Source organism: Parasedimentitalea psychrophila (assembly GCF_030285785.1).
Lineage (GTDB): Bacteria > Pseudomonadota > Alphaproteobacteria > Rhodobacterales > Rhodobacteraceae > Parasedimentitalea > Parasedimentitalea psychrophila.
Map to the genome: position 1 here is coordinate 3970570 of NZ_CP127247.1, position 20151 is coordinate 3990720.

The following is a 20151-nucleotide window of genomic DNA, read 5'->3' on the forward strand; positions in this document are numbered from 1 at the left end:
GCGCTGCGACTGGCAGTGTTACATATCGCATCTGGGATTGCAGGGGTTAAGTGTCAGGTTCGATCAACCCCAGCCCACGCAGGTAGATGCCAATACCGCTTTCCAGCAGATCTTCGGGGGAATAGGGCGAGGCGGTGCCGGGGCTGTTGCGCGCGTAAAGTTCCACAACCCCGTGGCTAAGCGCCAGAATATGGGCCGAGAACATCGAGGCCGGCGGCCGCTTATGCGGTGGAATATGCTCGCATAACTCGGCGGCTGCCCGCTCAAAAATACCGCGGGCACGGGTGGCGGCGTCGGCCAGTTCAGGGGTGCGATTGACGGAAATACCGCTCTCAAACATGGCGATGTAATGGCCCGGATGTTTGCGGGCAAAGGCCAGATAGGCGCGGCCGGTGGATTCAAAGGCCGCCAGGGCCGAGGGTTGGCCCTTGTCGTAGGCATATTGCATCAAGTCGGCAAACATTGAAAACCCCTGACGTGCCGCTTCGGCAATCAGGTCCTCGCGGCCCTCAAAATGTCGATAGACTGCGGCCGGCGTTACCCCGGCCTGCTTGGCTGCTTCCGACAAGGTGAAGCCGGTTGGGCCCTTGACTTCAATCAGCCGCAATGCGGCCTCAATCAGCGCTTGGCGTAAATTACCGTGATGATAACCGCGTTTAGGCATCCCAGATTTCTGGACCTCCACAGATTTTTTTGTCAACGGCACCAAGGACACTTTCATCTTTGTTGTCATAGTCCAGCGCGCTTAAGACATGACGAATAGCTGACAGTCGCGCCCGGCGCTTGTCTTCCGATCGGATCACCGTCCAAGGCGCCACATCGCTGTGGCTGCGCGCCAATGTGTCGCCAATTGCGGCGCTGTAATCATCCCAGCGCTCAAGTCCCTTGATGTCGATCGGGCTTAGTTTCCATTGCTTTAGCGGGTCTTTCTCGCGTCTAAGAAACCGACGCAGTTGCTCGGCACGGCCGACATTCAGCCAAATCTTGAACAGTTTGATGCCGTCATCTACCAACGCGCGCTCAAAGCCGTCAAGCTGCCTGAAAAACCGTTCGCGCTGATCGTCACTGCAAAAGCCAAACACTTTTTCCACAACGCCGCGATTGTACCAGCTCCGATCAAAAAAGCTGATCTCGCCGCCAGATGGCAAATGGTCAATATAGCGCTGGAAATACCATTGGGTTTGCTCCAGTTCTGAGGGTTTACCAAGGGCGACGACACGGGCGCCGCGCGGATTAAGGTTTTCCCGGAACCGCTTGATTGTTCCACCTTTTCCAGAGGCGTCACGGCCTTCGAACAGAATTACGATGCGGTCTCCGGATTGCTTTATTCCGGCCTGCATTTTCACCAGTTCAACCTGCAGTTTGGCCATTTCTATCTCATAGGTCTTGCGGCGCATCCTGTCCTGATGTGGGTAGCTTTGGCTCAGGATATCGTCTTTGTCTCCGCCACGGATAGCATCCCGAACTTCGTCGGGGGCAGCGTCTTCATAATAGGCGCTGATTGCTCCGTTGAATGGCAGTTGCATGATGAAATCCTTCCTGTCCTCAAACCCTTATATGGTAATTTGATATGGAATGTGAATCGGGGAAACAAAAATGTTAGATGCAACCGATGCCATATTCCCGCAGGGGGGCTGTCACTGCCCAGCGTGAGGCCGGGCAGTTCAGCGGGCTTTAGGTGACCCGATTGGCCGAGGCGTGCAGCAATTGCGCGGTATAGTCATGTTGTGTCTTGCCTGCGCGCATGTCGGCGACCTCGATGATTTCGACAATCTCACCGTTTTGCATCACGGCGGCGCGTTCGCACATATGGGCCACCACCGCCAGATCATGCGAGACCATCAGGTAGGTCAGCCCATGTTCTGCCCGCAAATCACATAGCAGGTTGAGGATCTCGGCCTGCACCGAGACATCCAGCGCCGAAGTTGGCTCGTCCAGCAACAGGATCTTGGGTTCTGCCGCCAATGCGCGGGCAATGGCGATACGTTGCCGTTGGCCACCGGACAGTTGGTGCGGATAGCGGAACCGGAACGCCGGGCCAAGGCCGACGTCCAGCAGCAATCTGTTGACCCGGTCATCAATATCGCGAAAGCCGTGCAATGTCAGGGTTTCCGACAGCACCTGATCCACCGACTGGCGCGGGTGCAGCGAGGCATAAGGGTCCTGAAACACCATCTGCACGGTTTTGTAGAACTGCTTGTCGCGCTTTTCAGTCAGGTCATTGCCGTTGATCGACATCCTACCTTCCCACTGGGGAGCCAGTCCGGTCAGCGCCCGCAGAATGGTGGATTTGCCCGAGCCGCTTTCGCCAACCAGGCCAAAGCTGGCCCCGGTGGCGACCGATAGGCTGGCATCTTTGACCGCCTGAAACAGGTCGTGATGTTTGCCAAACCAGACGTTCAGGTTTTGGATTGAAATGGCGTCGCTCATAGTCGACCCTCCACGCTGGGGGCTTCTCGCCAAGCCGGATCTCGGGTCAAGACTTGTAACCTGTCGCGGGGTTCGTCGAACCGGGGCAGGCTGCCCAGCAAGCCTTGGGTATAGGGGTGTTTCGCCTCGTGCAGCTTGGCGGCGTCACAGACCTCCACGATCCGGCCGGCATACATGATCAGCACCCGGTCGCAGAACTGCGACACCAGGTTCAGATCGTGGCTGATAAAGATCAGCCCCATGCCGCGCTCTTTGACCAGCTTGTCCATAATCGACAGCACTTGCCCCTGCACCGATACATCCAGTGCCGAGGTGGGTTCATCCGCAATCAGGATTTCCGGGTTGGGGATCAGCATCATGGCGATCATGATGCGCTGGCCCATTCCGCCGGACATCTCGTGCGGATAGGCCTTCATCACCCGTTCAGCATCACGGATCGAAACGGCTTCCAGCATCTCCACCGATTTCCGATAGGCCTCGGCCTTGCTGGCCTTGGCATGCAGCCGGTAAGCCTCGATGATCTGATCGCCCACCGTCATCACCGGGTTCAGCGAGAACTTGGGGTCCTGCATCACCATCGAGATCTTCTCGCCGCGCACCTTTCGCATCTCGGCCTCGGATTTATCCAGCAGGTTATCGCCGTGCAGATTGATATGGCCTGCCTCAACAATACCGGGAGAGCGGATCAACCGCAGGATGGCGCGGCCGGTCAGCGACTTGCCCGAGCCACTTTCGCCCACAATGCCCAATCTTTCGCGGCCCAGTGAAAACGACACCCCACGCACCGCGTCAAAGACGCCGCTGCGGTTGGGGAAGCGCACCCACAGGTTATCTACGTCCAATAGTGTCGTCATGATGTGCTGTCCTTTGGATCAAGCACGTCGCGCAGACCATCACCCAGCAGGTTAAAGGCAAGCGAAACCGTAAAGATGGCAAGACCGGGCATGGTGGCGATCCACCAATGGTCCAGAATGAAGCGGCGACCCTCAGAAATCATCGCGCCCCATTCCGGCGAAGGGGGCTGTGCGCCCAGACCTAGAAAGCCCAGACCGGCGGCGGCCAGAATGATGCCTGCCATATCCAGCGTCACCCGCACGATCAGCGAGCTGATGCACAGCGGCCAGATGTGTTTGGTGATGATCCGCATAGGACCGGCGCCTTGCAGGCGAATAGCGCTGATATAGTCCGATGACCGGATGGTCAGGGTTTCGGCGCGGGCCATCCGGGCATAGGGGGGCCATGCGGTAAGAGCAATCGCCAGCACCGCGTTTTCAATCCCGGCACCCAGCGCCGCGACAAAGGCCAATGCCAGCACAAGACGCGGAAATGCCAGGAAAATATCGGTGATCCGCATCAGGACAATATCGGTCCAGCCACCGGCATAACCCGACACGGTGCCGACCAGCAGCCCGGCAATTGGCGCGATCATCGCCACCAGTGCCACGATGTATAAGGTAATCCTAGAGCCGTAGATCATCCGGCTGAGGATGTCTCGGCCCAGGGTGTCGGTGCCCAGAATATGATCCTCGGCGCCCAGCGGTTGCAGCCGGTTGGCCAGATTCTGCACAAAGGGATCATGCGGCGCCAGCAATGGCGCAAAGACTGCTATGCCAATCAGGGCTGCAATAATGCCAAGGCCAATCATCGCCATATGGTTGGAGCGCAGCGTCAGCCAGCCTTTGTAAAAGGCCGCCAGACGGGCGTGTCGGCGCGAAGTTGGTGTCTCGGACAGCAACCAGTCGCGCAGTGTTTGGGTTTCAGTGGTCATTTGGACCTCGGATCGAAGACTTTATAGAGAAGGTCGGAGAAGATGTTCAGACAGACGAAGATCATTCCAACCACAACGGTGCCGCCCAGCACTGCGTTCATATCCGCAGACAGCAGCGCGGTGGTGATGTAGTTGCCGATTCCGGGCCATGAGAAGATAATCTCGGTCAGCACCGAGCCCTCCAGCAGGCCAGCATAGCTCAGCGCGATCACGGTGATCAGCTGCACCCGGATATTTCGGAAGGCATGGCGCCAGACCACGGCCCATTCGCTCATGCCTTTGACACGGGCGGTGGTGACATATTCCGCCGACAACTGTTCCAGCATGAACGAGCGGGTCATCCGGCTGATATAGGCCAGGCTGTAATAGCCCAGCAGCGAGGCGGGCAGAACGATATGGGAAAAGGCATCCTTGAAGGCCCCCCAGTCGCGTGCAAGTGCGGCGTCCACCAAGATCATGCCAGTAACGGAAGGAAAGGTATCCTCGTAGAAAATGCCCTGACGGCCCGGGCCGCCCACCCAGCCAAGAATGCCGTAGAACAGCAACAGGCCCATCAGGCCGAGCCAGAAGATCGGCATTGAATAGCCGACCAGCGCCACCACGCGGGCGATCTGGTCGATCCAGCTGCCACGGCGGACGGCGGCAATCACCCCCAGCGGCACGCCAAGCACGATGCCAAATATAATGCCTATGGTGGCCAGTTCCATGGTCGCCGGAAACACGCGTTTGATGTCTTCGGACACCGGCCGCGCATTCAGCAGTGACATGCCGAAATCTCCGTGCAGCACGTCCCAGACGTAATAAGAGAATTGGACGACCAGCGATCTATCGAGCCCAAGCTCCAGATAGGCCGCATGGTATTGGTCCTGCGTGGCGCGTTCGCCCACCACCGCCAAAACCGGGTCGATTGGCATTACCCGGCCAATAAAAAAGGTGACAAACAACAGTCCCAACATGGTGACCGAGATTGACGCAAGGGTGACAAGCGTGCCCTTGAGCCAAGAAGGAAGAGGCAGCCGGGGCTGCCTCTTCGGAGTATAGTGCGTCGATGCCATTTACTTGGTCACGGCCCAATATGACACAGCTGTAATAGCGCCGCCGAGGTTCAGACCTTCGACGTTTTCAGCAATGCCCGCAGGTTCGATTTTCTGGAACATCACCGCAAAGGGCGAGGTATCGCGGAAGGTGGCCTGAATGTCGTGATACATCGCTTCACGCTTGCTACGGTCGCCTTCGACCACGGCAGCAGCAGATTTTTCGGTCAACCCACCGGTATCCCAAGCATTCCGCCACGCCAGTAGACCAGTAGCCTGCGCCGCGTCCGAGTTGTCGGGGTTATAGGCAAAGGTGCCGGCGTTGGTGTGTGGATCCGGATAATCCGGCCCCCATGCGCCCAGATAGATGTCCAGTTCGCGGGCGCGATACTTGGACAGAACCTGCTTGCCGGTGCCCACTTCGAGGTTCAGCTTGATGCCGGCCATCGCAAAGGTGTTCTGCAGCGACTGGCCGATTTCCAGACGTTCCTGCGCTTCACGCACACCAACAGTCAGCTCCATACCGTCAACGCCAGCTTCGGCCAGCAGCGCCTTGGCTTTTTCGACGTTCAGCGAGAACGGGTTCTCGTCCACCGCACCCAGATAGGTGCGCGGCAGGAAGTTCTGATGGGTGACGTACGCGCCCTTGAGGAAGCTGTTCTGCATGCCTTCATAGTCGATCAGGTACTTCAGCGCCTGCAGGACTTTGGGCTTGGACAGCTCGGGGTGCTTTTGGTTCATCGAGATATACATCAGACGACCGCGCATCTCTTCCATGACCTCGACGCCATCGGCCTTGCGGATACCTTCGACATCCGACGGGTTCAGGTTCCGCGCAACATCAATGTCGCCGCGTTCCAGCATCAGACGCTGGGTGGCGCTTTCCTGGACGTGGCGTACGATAACCCGCTTCATCGCCGGCTCGCCAAGATAGAAATCAGGGTTGGCGGTCAGGGTAACGCTTTCCTTGGGCTTCCAGCTGGAAAGGCTATAGGCGCCGGAACCGGCCGAGTTGGTCTTTAGCCATTCGTTGCCAAAATCGCCGTCAACTTCGTTGGCCATGACGGTCGCTTCGTCAACGATACCAGCGATGGTTGCAGTCAGGCAGTTCAGTACAAAGGAGGTGGCGTAACGCTTGTCAGTGGTGATCGACACGGTGTTACCGTCCACAGTGATGGTCTCATCCATGTTTTCAGGAGTAAAACCAAACTGGGTCAGGATGAACGACGGTGTTTTGTTCAATGCGACAACGCGCTTGAACGAAAATGCCACGTCTTCGGCGCGCACTGGGTTGCCCGAGTGGAACTTGACGCCGTCACGCATGGTAAAGGTGATGGTGCGCCCATCCTCGGAAACAGTCCAGCTTTCGGCCAGATCGGCCTGATAACCGGCATCCAGATCCAGCGGGTCAAAGTTGACCAGCCTGCCGTAGATATTGCGCAGCACGTCTGAGCCAGCAAATTCAAAGCTTTGCGCCGGGTCCAGTGTGGTGATGTCGTCAATGCGGTTGGCAATGACCAGCATATTAGCCGGTGTTTCTGCCATCACGGGCAGGGCAACAGCGCCCAGGGCAAAGCCAAGCGCGGCGGTCCCCATCAGTTTTGTAAATGCATTCATGTTATTACTCCCTTTTTGGTTTTTGGAATTGGACCTGGGTCAGTGTTACGTCCAGGTCAGGTCAAGGACACGCAGCCAGTTTTGATGGCAGAGTTTCCTGATCAGTGCGTCGTCATAGCCATGTTCACGCATTGCCAAGCGCAGGTTTGGCAGCCCGGCAATGGTTTTGATCTCACCGGGCACCACGGCACCGTCAAAGTCTGAGCCCATGCCAACCCGGTCTTCGCCCAGCTGCTCGATCAGGTAATCAAGGTGATCCAGCATCGTTGAAATGGGCGTGTCTTCGACCATCCTGCCGTCCGGGCGCAGGAAGGCGACGGCGAAATTCAGACCGACCATCCCATCGCTGTCGCGGATTGCATGCAGCTGGCGATCGGTCAGATTGCGGCTGTGCGGGCACAGTGCATAGGCATTGGAATGGGTGGCGACCAGCGGTTTGGTGCTGATCTTTGCAACATCCCAGAACCCGGCCTCGTTCAGGTGAGACAGATCAAGCATGACGCCCAAGTCATTGCATTTATGGACTAACCTTATCCCGTCTTCGGTCAGGCCCGGGCCAATGTCCGGCGTGCTGGGAAAGCGGAATGGCACCCCATTGGCGAAAATCGTCGGGCGGCTCCACACCGGCCCAAGCGAGCGCAATCCGGCCTCATATAACACATCAAGCGTGTGGAAATCGGGGTCAATTGCCTCGGCACCTTCCATGTGCATCACGGCGGCCATCATGCCGCTGGTCATGCAGTCCTGGATGTCTTTGGTGCTTCGACAGATCTTTAGCGCGCCGTCTCTCTCCAGGTTGATGAGATATGAGGCCTGCGACAGCGCCACTTTGGATGCGGTCTCCCAGCTCACTTGTGGCGGCAGCGGCAGGTCGTAGCTGCTCGCCATCATCTCATCCATATCACGGCTCAGGCCCTGTTCCCCAGGCACATAAATGGCAAAAAGACCGCCGCCAAATCCGCCAGTGCGGGCCTTCTCCAGATCGATATGCCGTCCGCCGGAGCCCTGAAAACCATCCTTACCTGCAGAAATATCGCGCTGATGCAGCCGCAGTAATAGGTCGTTGTGGCCGTCGAAAATCAGCGGTTCTTGCATTGGTCATCCTTTGTGATGAGACATCAGTGGGGTTTGTTTCACAAAAGGGTGAGACAGTTTCTGTTGGTATACAAGCGAAGGTGAAACGGATTCAAAACAATTACAAGCGGTAAGGGGGGAAATATGAGCCCGGAACGCGCGTAATGCGACCAATGCGGTCTGTATTCCCAAATTCATACCGTAATGCATTGAAATAACGAAATTAATTTAATCCGCCTCACAGGTCACTATTGCACGTTCCGCGCGGGTTACTTCTCAGTCTGGCGCTATAGCGGCCCCATAAAGCGCCTTACAGTTTGGCGTCGCCACGACTGGACGTGGGGTAACAGCGAAGCACGACGGTCGCCACTTGTTCGATGCGGACCTGAGGCTACAATTGGGCGAACTCCCTGACATTACAAACACAAGGGCGGTAAACTGGAAGGCGAAGATATGAACCCGGCAGAATGGCTATTAAGCACAGCAAAGACCTCTCCTGAAGCTCCGGCGCTGTATTGCGGAACCGAGCTTGCAGCCGATTACGGCACCTTCGCCCGCCGGGCCGCATCGATTGCCGGGGCGCTTGTTGAGCGGGGGATTTCTGTCGGTGACCCTGTGGCCATCCTGATGCAGAACCGAACCGAGTATCTGGAGGCTCTGTACGGTATTTGGTGGGCCGGAGCGGTTGCCGTGCCGATCAACGCCAAGCTTCACGCCAAAGAGGCCGCTTGGATCATCGAAGATGCAGGCGCCCGGCTGGTGTTCGCCTCGGCCTCAAACGCTGCTGAATTGGAACCCGTCAGGCCCAGTTGCCTCGACGCGGTGATTATTGCCGGCGAGGAGAGTTTCTCAGGACTTTACGATGCACCTGAACAGGCCAGGCCGGCGGCACTCTCCGCCAACGATATGATCTGGCTGTTCTACACATCGGGCACCACTGGCCGCCCCAAGGGCGTCATGATCAGCGCCGGGAATATGATGGCGATGATCGCCGGATATCTTGCCGGGGTCGGGTCGCATAGTTCTGCCGATGCAACGCTGTATGCAGCCCCGATGAGCCACGGTGCCGGGATTTACAACTTTATGCATGTGATCGGGGGCAGCCGGCATATTTGTCCCGTCTCCGGTGGCTTTAATGCCCCGGAGATCTTTGATCTTGCGGCGCAGTTTGACCGGGTGTCGATGTTTGCGGCGCCAACTATGGTGCGGCGCATGGTTGATTATGCCAAAGCCAGCGGCAGATCCGGTGACGGATTGGCGCATGTGATTTACGCCGGCGGGCCGATGTATTTTGCTGATATCACCGAGGCGGTCGAGGTCATTGGGCCTCGATTTGTTCAGATCTATGGTCAGGGCGAATGCCCGATGGCAATCACCGTGCTGCCGCGTGAGACCGTCGCCGATCGAAGCCACCCCCGGTGGCACCAGAGATTGGCCAGTGTTGGCCGACAGCAGATGGTCAGCCGTGTATCAGTTGTGGATCAACGCGGCAGAACCCTGCCCGTGGGGGAGATCGGTGAGATTGTGGTGCAGGGCCCGGCGGTGATGATCGGCTACTGGAACAATCCTGAAGCAACGTCGCAAACCATTCGGGATGGGTGGTTGTGGACCGGAGACATGGGCGCACTGGATGAAGACGGTTTTCTGACGCTGCATGATCGCTCCAAGGATATGATCATTTCCGGAGGCTCGAACATCTACCCGCGGGAGGTAGAGGAGGTCTTGTTGGGTCATCCTGGCGTCGCCGAAGTCGCGGTTGTGGGGCGGCCACATGCGGAATGGGGCGAAGAGGTTGTTGCTTGCATTGTACCTGTTGGCGGTCAGTCTGTGGATCTGGCCATGCTGGATGCCCTTTGCATCGCCAATATCGCCCGCTTCAAGCGTCCAAAGGAATATGTGGTGCTGACGGCTTTGCCCAAAAACAACTATGGTAAGGTCATCAAGACCGAACTGCGCCAATTGGTTGTGAAATGAGAGTTTTTCCGCCAATTTCATTGGGGTGACCGTTGGATTTCTTCTCCTGCGTGGATCTGGTTTCTTGCGGTTGTCTGCTGGCTCGGTAATTATGGGATAAATTGATTCCGTGTATCGAAAACATTCCTTTTGAATGAATGGGCTGCCGCCTGTTGGATACCAAATGAGAGGCGCAGTAATGAGAAAAATCGTTAGCCCATTGAGCTCAAACCGCAGAGGTTTTGCAAAAATTGTGCTGCTGAGCACGGCTTTGACCCTGAGTGCCGCGCCGATCGTCCTGGCGCAGGCAGCGGCGCCACCAAAAGTTTCGGTGATGGCGGCGCTGACCAAACCAATGCGGACTTCTGAAACCTTCATTGGCCGCGGCGAAGCGATCGACAAGGTCGATGTCATTGCACGCGTCAGTGGCTTTCTCGAAGAGGTTTTGGTCGCGGACGGATCGGACGTGCAGGAAGGCGACCTGATGTTCCGGATCGAGCGGAGCGCCTATGAGGCAACGCTTGAGGCGCGCAGGGCTGATCTGGCCAAGGCAGAGGCCAATCTGCAACTGACATCGCTGGACCTTGCCCGTAAGGAAGAACTGATGAGCCGTGGCGCCGTTTCGGTGGCCGAGCGCGATACCTCGCGGGCCAATGAAAAAGTGGCTGAGGCGCAGGTGCGATCCGCCAAGGCGGCCATTCAACAAGCCGATCTGGATCTGAGCTATACCGAAATTCACGCCCCTTTTTCCGGCCGCATCGGTCGCATCGAAGTGAGTGTCGGTGATGTGGTCGGACCGACTAGCAATTCCCTGGTGAACCTGGTGCGAGAGGCTCCGATCTACGTTGCTTTTGCGCTGAACGAAAAACAGTTTGTTAACGTTTTGCAAAAGATCCAACAGGAGGCAGACACCGAACAAGAGCAGAAAGGGCTGATCGAAGTTTTTGTGGTGTTGCCCAATGGCAATGATTTGGAAGAGCGTGGCAGAATTGCCTTTGCTGACAACCGTATAGATCCGACCACCGGCGCTATCACTGTGCGCGCAAAATTTGAAAACGCCAACCGCTGGATTATTGATGGGTCGTATTTGACGGTTGGGCTGGAATCCAAAAAAACAGTTGACCGAATTGTTATCAGCCAAGCCGCGATTCAACGGGATCAACAAGGAACCTTTGTGCTGGTGGTTGACGATCAGCAGCTGGTGCAACAGCGCTACATTAAGACCGGCGATGTTGTTGGCATCGGCATTATCGTGCTGGAGGGTCTGAGCGACGGTGAGACAGTGGTCGTCGAAGGCCTGCAACGGATCCGCCCCGGTGCAAAAGTCGATCCGATCCTCGCCAACCAAGCCGGAGAATAGATCATGTTCTCATCCTTGTTCATTTCGCGACCCAAGTTTGCGATCGTGATTTCCATGGTCCTGACCATCATGGGGCTGATTGGCTATACGGCTCTGCCGGTCTCTCAGTTCCCTGATATCACCCCACCGGTGGTCAGCGTCACCGCCAGTTACACCGGGGCCAATGCCGAAACCGTCGAGAAAAGCGTCGCGGCCCCCATTGAGGCGCAGGTGAACGGCGTTGATGACATGATCTATATGTCGTCAAGCTCGTCAGACACTGGCAGCTATTCGCTTTCTGTCACTTTTGAAGTCGGTACCGACCCCGATATTGCCTCGGTTAACGTGCAAAACCGGGTCGCACAGGCAATGTCCGGCCTGCCAACAGAGGTGACCTCCTCGGGCGTTGTGACCCAGAAAAGTTCGACCAACATGTTATTGGTCGCTACTCTCACCTCGCCAGACGGCACTTATGACGACCTGTTTCTGTCCAATTATGCCGAGATCAATATCAAGGACGCGCTAAGCCGCGTTGCTGGTGTTGGTAAGGCTGATATTCTTAACAGGCTCAGCTATTCGATGCGCATTTGGATGAACCCTGAGAAAATGGCCGCTTTGGGCATTACCCCGGGGGATCTTATCAATTCTGTAAAAGAGCAGAACCTGGAAGTCTCGGCTGGCCAGATTGGCGCCCCACCGATCCCAGGCGATCAAACCTTTCAATATACCATCAAGTCCAAGGGGCGGCTGACATCGGTTGAAGAATTCGGTGATATCGTCATCAGAACGGGAGAGGCCGGCAGCACGGTACGCGTTAAGGACGTGGCGACGGTGGAATTAGGGGCGTCGAACTACAACAACTCAGGGTATTATGACGGCAGAAAAGCCACCATTCTTGCGGTCTATCAAGCCCCCGGCGCCAACGCGCTGGCTGTTTCCGCAGCCGTTTTGGCAGAATTGGACCGGTTGGCAACGGCTTTTCCGGACGATGTGATCTATTCCGTACCGTTCAACACGACTGATTTTGTGGAACAATCTCTTTCGGATGTTATTTCGACACTGATTCTTGCCTTTGCTTTGGTTGTCTCCGTGGTCTTTGTTTTCCTGGGCTCATGGCGGGCCACTATCATTCCTATGGTGGCGATCCCGGTATCCTTGATTGGCACTTTCGCATTTTTGCTTTTGCTGGACATGTCGCTCAATACAATCTCATTGTTTGCCCTGGTCCTGGCCATTGGCATCGTGGTGGATGACGCCATTATTGTGGTGGAAAACGTCGAGCGTTTGATCGCCGAAGAAGGCCTGGAACCGCGAGAGGCGACCCGCAAGGCGATGGGCCAGATCACCGGTCCGGTGATTGCAACAACGCTGGTCCTGCTGGCCGTTTTTGTGCCGGTCACCTTTATGCCGGGGATCACCGGCGAGTTGTTTTCGCAATTTGCGGTGACCATTTCGGTGGCGGTTGTGATCTCGTCGATTAATGCTTTGACCCTGTCGCCAGCCCTGTGTGGCCTGGTGCTCAAGGCCCGCTCCGGGCCGCCAACCGGGCTGCTCGCCAAATTCGAGCGCGCAATTGATGTCCTGCGGACCGGATACCTTGGTATTGTGAGCCGGTTGCTCAGGTGGCCGTTTTTGGCAGTGGCGATCGTGCTGGCTATGTACGCGGGCACAGGCACCATTTTTGGGGTAACCTCCAAAGGGTTTCTGCCTGCCGAGGACAACGGCTATCTGTTTGTCGATATCCAGCTCCCGGATGCCGCAGCACTGGGGCGCACCGAAGTGGTGACCAAACGGGTCAATGGACAGATCGAACAGATCCCGGGGGTACGCAGCACTATTCTGGTCAACGGGTTCAGCATGCTGAATGGGGCCAGTGCCAATGGTGCCATGATCATCATCAATCTGGACCCCTGGGATGAGCGGCCAACGCCGGACCTTGGCCCAACCGCCATTCTGAGCCAAGTGTATGGCATCGCCAACGGCGAGGCCGCCGCCAGCATCGTGGCGTTCAACCCGCCACCGATTTCGGGTCTTGGCATGTCAGCCGGCGTCGAAATGGAGGTGCAGCAAACGGCTGGCGGAACGCCCCAGGATCTGGCCGCCGCCGTTGGGTCTTTGGTCTATGCAGCCAATCAGCGCGACGAAATCGGTCAGTCCTACACCACGTTCAGGGCCAATGTGCCACAGGTCTATGTTGATCTGGACCGGGAGAAGGCCAAAACTCTGGATGTCTCAATTGCCGAAGTTTTCTTGACCATGCAGGCCCATTTGGGATCGTATTACATCAATGATTTCAACCTCTTTGGTCGTGTCTACCGGGTGATGGTTCAGGCCGATGGCTCCTACCGCGATAAGATAGAGGATATCGGCAACCTCTATGTTCGCTCGCAGGGCGGTAAAATGGTTCCGCTCTCGACTTTGATCGATGTGGATAACATCCTGGGGCCGGTCATCCTGAAGCGCCATAATATGTTCCGCTCGGCGACGGTGACGGCGGTGCCCGTCGCTGGATTGTCCACCGGCGATGCGATCCGGGTGATGCAGCAAGAGGCCGCCACCGCATTGCCGCCGGGCTATAGCTTTGAGTGGACCGGCACAGCGCAGCAACAGCTGTCCTCCTCAGGCATGGTTGTCGTCATTCTGGGCATGGCGGTACTGTTCACCTATCTGTTCCTTGTAGCTCAATACGAGAGTTGGACCATGCCGGTGGCCATTCTGCTCTCGGTGATCGTGGCGATGTTTGGCGCGGTTGTTGCGGTTGCCATCACCGGAAGTGATATCAACCTCTACACCCAGATTGGCATGATCATGTTGATTGGCATGGCGGCAAAGAACGGTATTCTTATTGTCGAATTTGCAATGGAGCGCCGCGCCGCAGGGCTGTCGATCAAAGAGGCCGCACATGAGGCCGGCCGCCAGCGTTTCAGAGCGGTGATGATGACGGCCTTTTCCTTCCTGTTGGGGGTGGTGCCACTGCTGATTGCCTCGGGAGCCGGTGCTGCCAGCCAAAAGGCCATCGGGGTCGCGGTGTTCGGGGGAATGCTGATGGCCACCGTTGTTGGGGTCATTCTTATCCCGGTTCTCTACGCCTTTATGCAAGGCCTCAGGGAATGGGCCAAAGGCACCACAAAAACGGAGACAGCCGCGGAATAACCGCATCACTGATCACCAATAAAAAAGCCCGCCGATCACCTCGGCGGGCTTTTTCTTTGATCCGGCTTTCATCTGGCTGAAAATATCCCGGGGTTTGGGGCAGCGCCCCAAGGATTAGCCACCTTTCAAGCGCTGCATCAAATAGATCTCATTGTCCGGCCCAAGCGGTTCGGTCAGACTGGATGCAATGATGCGCCCGTCTACCGCGACCGAGACCCCGGCTTCGATCACCGGCGCCAGTTGCGGGTAATCCCTGGCCAGGGCCGCCAGTAATTCTCCGGTGCTGGCGGCCTCGACCGATACTTTTTCCAGCCCACCGGTCAGGCTGCGTAACCCCGACCAAAGATGGACCTCAACCCTCACTTGCCTGCGCCTTCAGCGCCCGCAGGATCCGCGGTGGCGACATTGGCAGATGCCGCAAACGCACCCCGGCTGCCGCTGAAACCGCGTTGGCAATTGCCGCCAGCGGCGGCACAATCCCGGTCTCGCCAACACCGCGCACACCGTAGGGGTGGCCTGGGTTTGGAACTTCAACAATCACCGTGTCGATCATTGGCAGATCCGAGGCCACCGGCACCCGGTAATCCAGAAAGATCGAATTCTGCAGGCGGCCATCTTCGCCGTAGATATATTCCTCGTTCAGCGCCCAGCCGATACCCTGAGCGGCGCCACCCTGAAACTGCCCCTCCACGTAGGTCGGATGGATCGCCTTGCCGGCGTCCTGGATCACGGTGTAGCGAACCACGGCGGTTTTGCCGGTTTCAGGGTCCACTTCAGCGTCAACGATATGGGTGCCAAAGGACACTCCGGCGCCTTCTGGCGTGGCCTCGAAATGGCCGGAAATCGGACCACCGGTCGAGCCCATGTCTTTGGTGATCTCTGCCAATGGAATGGGATCGAAGTTTCCGGCATTGGCGCCCGAAGGTTTGGCAAAGCCATCCTCCCAATACACCGCGTCCTCGGGAATGCCCCATTTGGCAGCCGCCCGTTTGCACAGTTTGGCAACAGCGTCCTGCGCCGCTTTGATGGTGGCAAGGCCTGATGCATAGGTCACCCGGCTACCGTGGGAGACATCGTTATACCCCAGTGTTGCGGTGTCCGCGACGGTGACCCGGAAGTTCTCGTAAGCGATGCCCAGAACTTCGGCAGCCATCAGCGCCATTGAGGCACGCGAGCCGCCGATATCCGGCGTTCCGACTGAAATTTGGCAGGTGCCATCCTCGGAAAGCGCAAGACTAACAGAGGTTTCGCCGCCGTGGTTAAACCAAAACCCGCAGGACACGCCGCGACCCTGGCCGGGTTTCAACGGTGCTGTATAATGCGGGTGCGTCTTGGCGGCCTCAAGCGTTTCAACCAGTCCGATGCGCTGGAAACGAGGGCCATACGACGCCTTGGTTCCCTCACGCGAGGCATTTTTTAGGCGGACCTCAATTGGGTCCAGCCCCAGTTGCTTGCACAAATCATCAATCACCGATTCAACTGCAAATGATGCCATAGGGGCGCCGGGCGCGCGGTAGGCTGCCTGTTTGGGGCGGTTGGAAATGACGTCGTAACCGATCTGTTTGACGTTTTCCAGATTATAGGGGGCAAAGGCACACATGGCAGAGAATTCCATGGGAGCGCCGGGGAAGGCGCCACCCTGCAACCTGAAAACGCCCTGAGCCGCAGTGATGGTGCCGTCCTTCATCATGCCGATTTTGACATCCATGGATGTCGATGAGGTCGGCCCGGTGGCGCGAAACACCTCAGACCGGTTCATCACAATTTTGACCGGCCGGTTGGCTTTGCGGGACAAGGCCAGGGCGACGGGCTCGATAAACACCGTGGTTTTACCGCCAAAACCGCCGCCGATTTCAGAGGCGGTGACCCGCAGCTGCGAGGTGTCGATGCCAACCAGGGCAGCACAGGTCTTCTGTGCAATCCAGTGGCCCTGGGTTGTGCACCACAACTCGCCTTTGCCATCATTACCCAGGGTCGCAAGACAGGCATGCGGCTCGATGTAGCCTTGGTGGGTGGCTTCGGTTTTAAAGCTGTCTTCGACAATCAGATCAGCAGCGGCAAACCCGGCCTCAACATCGCCGTGACCACTGTCGTGATAGCGCACCACATTCGGGTGAAGACCAGCAGGAACCGTGGCATCTGCATAAGTGTCGTTCAGCACCGGTGCATCTGCAGCCATGGCGGCATCCACATCGGTCACATGGGGCAGGATTTCATAGACAACCTGCACCAGCTTGGCGGCATCCCGGGCGATCAGCGCCGAACTTGCGGCAACGGCGGCAACCGCATGGCCATCATAGAGTGCCTTTTCCCCGGCCATGACGTTTTCCAGTACAAAGCCAAATTCGCCTGACAGATCCGCCGCAAAATCCGCCCGGGTGACCACGGCTTTGACACCCTCCAGGGCCTCGGCCGCTGTGGTATCAATGCGCACAATTCGGGCATGGGCATGGGGGCTGCGCACAATGGCTCCGTGCAACATGCCGGGGGCATAGGCATCGGCGCCAAAACGCGCCCGGCCGGTGACCTTGTCCAGCCCGTCTGGGCGGTCAGGGCGGGTGCCAATGAATTTAAAATCAGTATTTTTGTGATCGTCCAAAGCCATTAGGAAGCCTCCCGCATGTCTGCAGCTGTATCCATTACTGCGCGAATGATTTTGTCATAGCCGGTGCAGCGGCACAGGTTTCCCGCCAACCAATAGCGAACCTCGGTCTCTGTTGGGTCCGGGTTCTTTTCAAGCAGCGATTTTGCTGCCACCAGAATTCCGGGTGTGCAAATACCACATTGTAAGGCAGCGTATTCGATGAACTTTTTCTGCAAGGGATGCAGGTTTTCGCCATCTGCCATACCTTCGACAGTGGTGATAGTCTTCCCCTCGGCCTCGACCCCCAGCATCAGGCAGGAGCAGACCAACCGATCATCCACAGTGACCGAGCAGGCACCGCAATCGCCGGTGCCGCAGCCTTCCTTGGCGCCGGTCAGGTTGAGGCGGTCGCGCAGTACATCCAGCAGCGTTTCACGCGGGTCACATAGGTATTCGACGGTGTCGCCGTTGACTGTGGCGGTAACATGTGTGGTCTTCATTTGGTAACTCCCTGCGCGCGCGCATAGGCAATTTTGGCGGTGCGTTTGGCCAGAACTCCGGCCACATGAGTTCGGAACTCAACGGTGCCGCGTTTGTCAGAAATTGGATTACAGGCGGCCGAGGCCGCCGTGGCTAGCTTGTCCAATGTGGCCTCGTCCAGGGTGCATCCGATCAAGGCATCAGCAGCCTCATCCAATCGTAGGATGGTCGGCGCTACGGCCCCCAGCGAGACGCTGGCCTGGGTGATGACACCGGCCTCGTCCAGCGCAAGGTTGACGGCGCAGCCGACCACAGCAATATCCATTTCGGTGCGTGGAATAAAGCGCAGATAGGCATCTCCGCCCCGCGCGCCGCGTGCGGGAATATGGACCGCTGAAATGACGTCGCCCTGAGCCAGATGAGTGCGGCCGGGACCGGCCGGAATATCCATCACCGCGACCCGACGGGTGCCCTCTGAACTGGTGACTGAAAATTCAACGCCGGCCGTGACCATGGCAGGCACTGAATCGGCGGCCGGTGATCCGTTGCAGAGGTTGCCCACCAAAGTGGCACGGCCTTGCACCTGGGTTGAACCGATCAGGTCCATTGCCTCGACCAGGCCGGGCCAATCCTGCCCCAATTCGAAGTGTTCGCGCATCTCGGCACCGGAGGTGGCAACACCCAAAGTCCAGCTGCCATCATCATTGCGTGTTATGTCGCGGACCCCGGGGATGTTCTTGATGTCGATAACAGTGTCAGGGGTGATGATATCAGCCCGCAATTGTACCAATACATCAGTGCCGCCAGCCAGAAACCGGGTCACACCCGCTGCGGAAACGGCCAATGCGGCTGCATCCTCGAATGTATTTGGGCTATGGTACTGCATAAATGCTCCTTGGCTCGTTTCGGGAAGTGGTTTTTCCAGAGCAGGAGGATATGCGGGCGTCGCGCCGAGGTCCATCGGTATAAGGTGATCTAAACAAATTACGAGACGGCATTGTTTGAAATTAGCGCGCCCGCATACCCCGTTCATGGGCCGCTGTCAGGATCAGGTCCCATTTGCGAGGAGTGGTGCGGAATTCCGGCTCGACGTCGAACAGCAGAGGCGATCCCGTGCCTTGCGGCTCAGACCGCGCGGCCAGCGATACACATCGCTCAAGGCTCCAAAAATTATCGATTGTTGGGTTGTCAGAAATAACTTGGCTCAAATAAGTCACTGTTACCACTCCACAAGAAAACATATAATTATAATCGGTCTGGTAATAATCTTGGAGGTTGCTAACGGATTTTTAGCAACTTGTCATGTTGGAAACTTATCATAGGCAATTTTACTTGTTTTGACAGTCCCATTGCCACCTTAGATTGATCCGTTATAATTGAAAGTCTTATTAATATGCATTTTTGTTATAAGTATTGCGAGCGGTAGCCTTCAGTGGCTGTCTTTGATGCGTGATATATTCCTTCATCAGACGGCATGAAACGGCCGCCCCACAAAGGGCATGCCCCCTGTTGGCGGGGAAAATTGCATCGAGTTTGTCAAATAAGCAGAATTCACCACCATCCAGCCTGTGGCAATAATGCATAGTCTTGACTTGAGCATTGGAGGATGGAACCGTTAGAGAGATCGGGGACAAGGCAAAAAAACCGGCATATCATGCCGAGTAAAAATCGACTGGGATCCTAATCCAGTGGAATATAAAATGGCCGCGGTCCCGATCTATGCACAATACAAGTGGGAGAGACTTGATCATGACAAGTACTAAACTGACCGTAGGCGCGTTGCTGGCCGCCGCGACCTTCGCACCTGCAGCTATGGCTGAAGAGTTCATCACCATCGGAACCGGTGGCGTCACGGGTGTTTATTATCCAACCGGCGGCGCAATTTGCCGTCTGGTCAACAAAGGCCGCAAAGAGCACGGTATTCGCTGCTCGGTCGAATCTACCGGCGGTTCGGTCTACAACATCAACACCATCCGTGAAGGCGAGCTGGAATTTGGTGTGGCGCAGTCCGATTGGCAGCACCACGCGTTCCACGGTACATCCAAGTTCTCAGACGCGGGACCATTCGAAGGTCTGCGGGCTGTGTTCTCGGTTCACCCGGAGCCCTTTACCGTGGTGGCACGTGCGGATGCAGGCATCACTACCTTTGATGACCTCAAGGGCAAGCGAGTCAATATCGGCAACCCCGGTTCCGGTCAGCGCGGCACTATGGAAGTTCTGATGGACGCCAAGGGCTGGGGCATGGACGCTTTTGCACTGGCAACCGAGTTGAAGGCATCTGAGCAGTCCGCTGCCCTGTGTGACAACCAGATCGATGCGATGGTCTACACCGTTGGCCACCCGTCGGGTTCGATCCAGGAAGCCACCACCGCCTGTGATTCCGTCCTGGTGACCGTGGATGGTGATGCGGTTGCCGGCCTGATCTCCGACAATGCGTTCTACCGGACCGCCTCCATTCCGGGCGGCATGTACCGTGGATCGGATGCGGACACCATGACCTTTGGTGTTGGTGCAACTTTTGTAACTTCGGATCAGGTTTCGGACGAGGCGGTTTATACCGTGGTGAAATCGGTGTTTGACAACCTCGACGCCTTCCGCAAGCTGCACCCGGCATTCGCCAACCTGCAGCCAGAGGAAATGGCGACAGCTGGTCTGTCTGCTCCGCTGCACCCCGGTGCTGCAAAGTACTACAAAGAGCAAGGCTGGATCGAATAATCCA

At 57.0% G+C, this 20151-nt stretch carries 17 protein-coding genes; 4 read left to right on the forward strand and 13 right to left on the reverse strand.

Features of this window, described 5'->3' with window-relative positions:
• Window positions 1-46: 46 nt before the first annotated feature.
• The 8 genes from QPJ95_RS19255 to QPJ95_RS19290 form a co-directional block, all read right to left on the reverse strand.
• A complete protein-coding gene (locus tag QPJ95_RS19255; protein WP_270918963.1) occupies window positions 47-664 on the reverse strand; it encodes a TetR/AcrR family transcriptional regulator in 618 nt (205 codons plus the stop codon).
• Entirely contained in the window at window positions 657-1526 is an 870-nt protein-coding gene (gene ppk2 / locus QPJ95_RS19260) for a polyphosphate kinase 2 (RefSeq protein WP_270918962.1), read from the reverse strand. The genes QPJ95_RS19255 and ppk2 overlap by 8 nt, the downstream gene beginning before the upstream one ends.
• A 148-nt stretch (window positions 1527-1674) precedes the next feature.
• Complete coding sequence (locus QPJ95_RS19265; RefSeq protein ID WP_270918961.1) at window positions 1675-2430, reverse strand: ABC transporter ATP-binding protein; 756 nt, start codon at window positions 2428-2430, stop codon at window positions 1675-1677.
• Window positions 2427-3284: an ABC transporter ATP-binding protein gene (locus QPJ95_RS19270; RefSeq protein ID WP_270918960.1), complete on the reverse strand. Its 858-nt coding sequence runs from the start codon at window positions 3282-3284 to the stop codon at window positions 2427-2429. Before QPJ95_RS19270 ends, QPJ95_RS19265 begins: the two co-directional genes overlap by 4 nt.
• The gene (nikC, locus tag QPJ95_RS19275; protein WP_270918959.1) at window positions 3281-4198 is read right to left on the reverse strand and encodes a nickel transporter permease; all 918 of its coding nucleotides are present in this window, start codon (window positions 4196-4198) and stop codon (window positions 3281-3283) included. Before nikC ends, QPJ95_RS19270 begins: the two co-directional genes overlap by 4 nt.
• Window positions 4195-5253 carry an ABC transporter permease gene (locus tag QPJ95_RS19280; RefSeq protein ID WP_270918958.1) on the reverse strand — a complete coding sequence of 353 codons (1059 nt, stop codon included), beginning with the start codon at window positions 5251-5253 and terminating at the stop codon, window positions 4195-4197. The genes nikC and QPJ95_RS19280 overlap by 4 nt, the downstream gene beginning before the upstream one ends.
• Window positions 5254-6849 (reverse strand): ABC transporter substrate-binding protein, encoded by a 1596-nt coding sequence (locus QPJ95_RS19285; protein ID WP_270918957.1) that lies wholly within the window; start codon window positions 6847-6849, stop codon window positions 5254-5256.
• A gap of 45 nt (window positions 6850-6894) precedes the next feature.
• Window positions 6895-7944, reverse strand: a complete 1050-nt coding sequence (locus tag QPJ95_RS19290) for a dipeptidase (RefSeq protein WP_270918956.1) — start codon at window positions 7942-7944, stop codon at window positions 6895-6897.
• Between the two features lie 432 nt (window positions 7945-8376).
• On the opposite strand from QPJ95_RS19290, the gene QPJ95_RS19295 reads away from it, so the two are divergent.
• The 3 genes from QPJ95_RS19295 (at window position 8377) to QPJ95_RS19305 (ending at window position 14368) form a co-directional block, all read left to right on the forward strand.
• The gene (locus QPJ95_RS19295) at window positions 8377-9897 is read left to right on the forward strand and encodes a class I adenylate-forming enzyme family protein (protein ID WP_270918955.1); all 1521 of its coding nucleotides are present in this window, start codon (window positions 8377-8379) and stop codon (window positions 9895-9897) included.
• Between the two features lie 178 nt (window positions 9898-10075).
• Window positions 10076-11236, forward strand: a complete 1161-nt coding sequence (locus tag QPJ95_RS19300; RefSeq protein ID WP_270918954.1) for an efflux RND transporter periplasmic adaptor subunit — start codon at window positions 10076-10078, stop codon at window positions 11234-11236.
• A gap of 3 nt (window positions 11237-11239) precedes the next feature.
• A complete protein-coding gene (locus QPJ95_RS19305; protein ID WP_270918953.1) occupies window positions 11240-14368 on the forward strand; it encodes an efflux RND transporter permease subunit in 3129 nt (1042 codons plus the stop codon).
• A gap of 114 nt (window positions 14369-14482) precedes the next feature.
• On the opposite strand, the gene QPJ95_RS19310 is transcribed toward QPJ95_RS19305, so the two are convergent.
• The 5 genes from QPJ95_RS19310 to QPJ95_RS19330 all read right to left on the reverse strand — a co-directional run bounded on the left by QPJ95_RS19310 (window position 14483) and on the right by QPJ95_RS19330 (window position 18649).
• Window positions 14483-14731, reverse strand: coding sequence for a MoaD/ThiS family protein (locus tag QPJ95_RS19310; RefSeq protein ID WP_270918952.1), 249 nt, complete (start codon window positions 14729-14731; stop codon window positions 14483-14485).
• Window positions 14721-16973 carry a xanthine dehydrogenase family protein molybdopterin-binding subunit gene (locus QPJ95_RS19315; RefSeq protein ID WP_270918951.1) on the reverse strand — a complete coding sequence of 751 codons (2253 nt, stop codon included), beginning with the start codon at window positions 16971-16973 and terminating at the stop codon, window positions 14721-14723. The genes QPJ95_RS19310 and QPJ95_RS19315 overlap by 11 nt, the downstream gene beginning before the upstream one ends.
• Window positions 16973-17452, reverse strand: a complete 480-nt coding sequence (locus QPJ95_RS19320) for a (2Fe-2S)-binding protein (protein ID WP_270918950.1) — start codon at window positions 17450-17452, stop codon at window positions 16973-16975. The genes QPJ95_RS19315 and QPJ95_RS19320 overlap by 1 nt, the downstream gene beginning before the upstream one ends.
• The gene (locus QPJ95_RS19325; RefSeq protein ID WP_270918949.1) at window positions 17449-18318 is read right to left on the reverse strand and encodes an FAD binding domain-containing protein; all 870 of its coding nucleotides are present in this window, start codon (window positions 18316-18318) and stop codon (window positions 17449-17451) included. Before QPJ95_RS19325 ends, QPJ95_RS19320 begins: the two co-directional genes overlap by 4 nt.
• 121 nt (window positions 18319-18439) lie before the next feature.
• On the reverse strand, window positions 18440-18649 hold the full coding sequence (locus tag QPJ95_RS19330) for a hypothetical protein (protein WP_270918948.1): 210 nt from the start codon (window positions 18647-18649) through the stop codon (window positions 18440-18442).
• 532 nt (window positions 18650-19181) lie between these two features.
• On the opposite strand from QPJ95_RS19330, the gene QPJ95_RS19335 reads away from it, so the two are divergent.
• Window positions 19182-20147, forward strand: a complete 966-nt coding sequence (locus QPJ95_RS19335) for a TAXI family TRAP transporter solute-binding subunit (RefSeq protein WP_270918947.1) — start codon at window positions 19182-19184, stop codon at window positions 20145-20147.
• Window positions 20148-20151 lie beyond the last annotated feature (4 nt).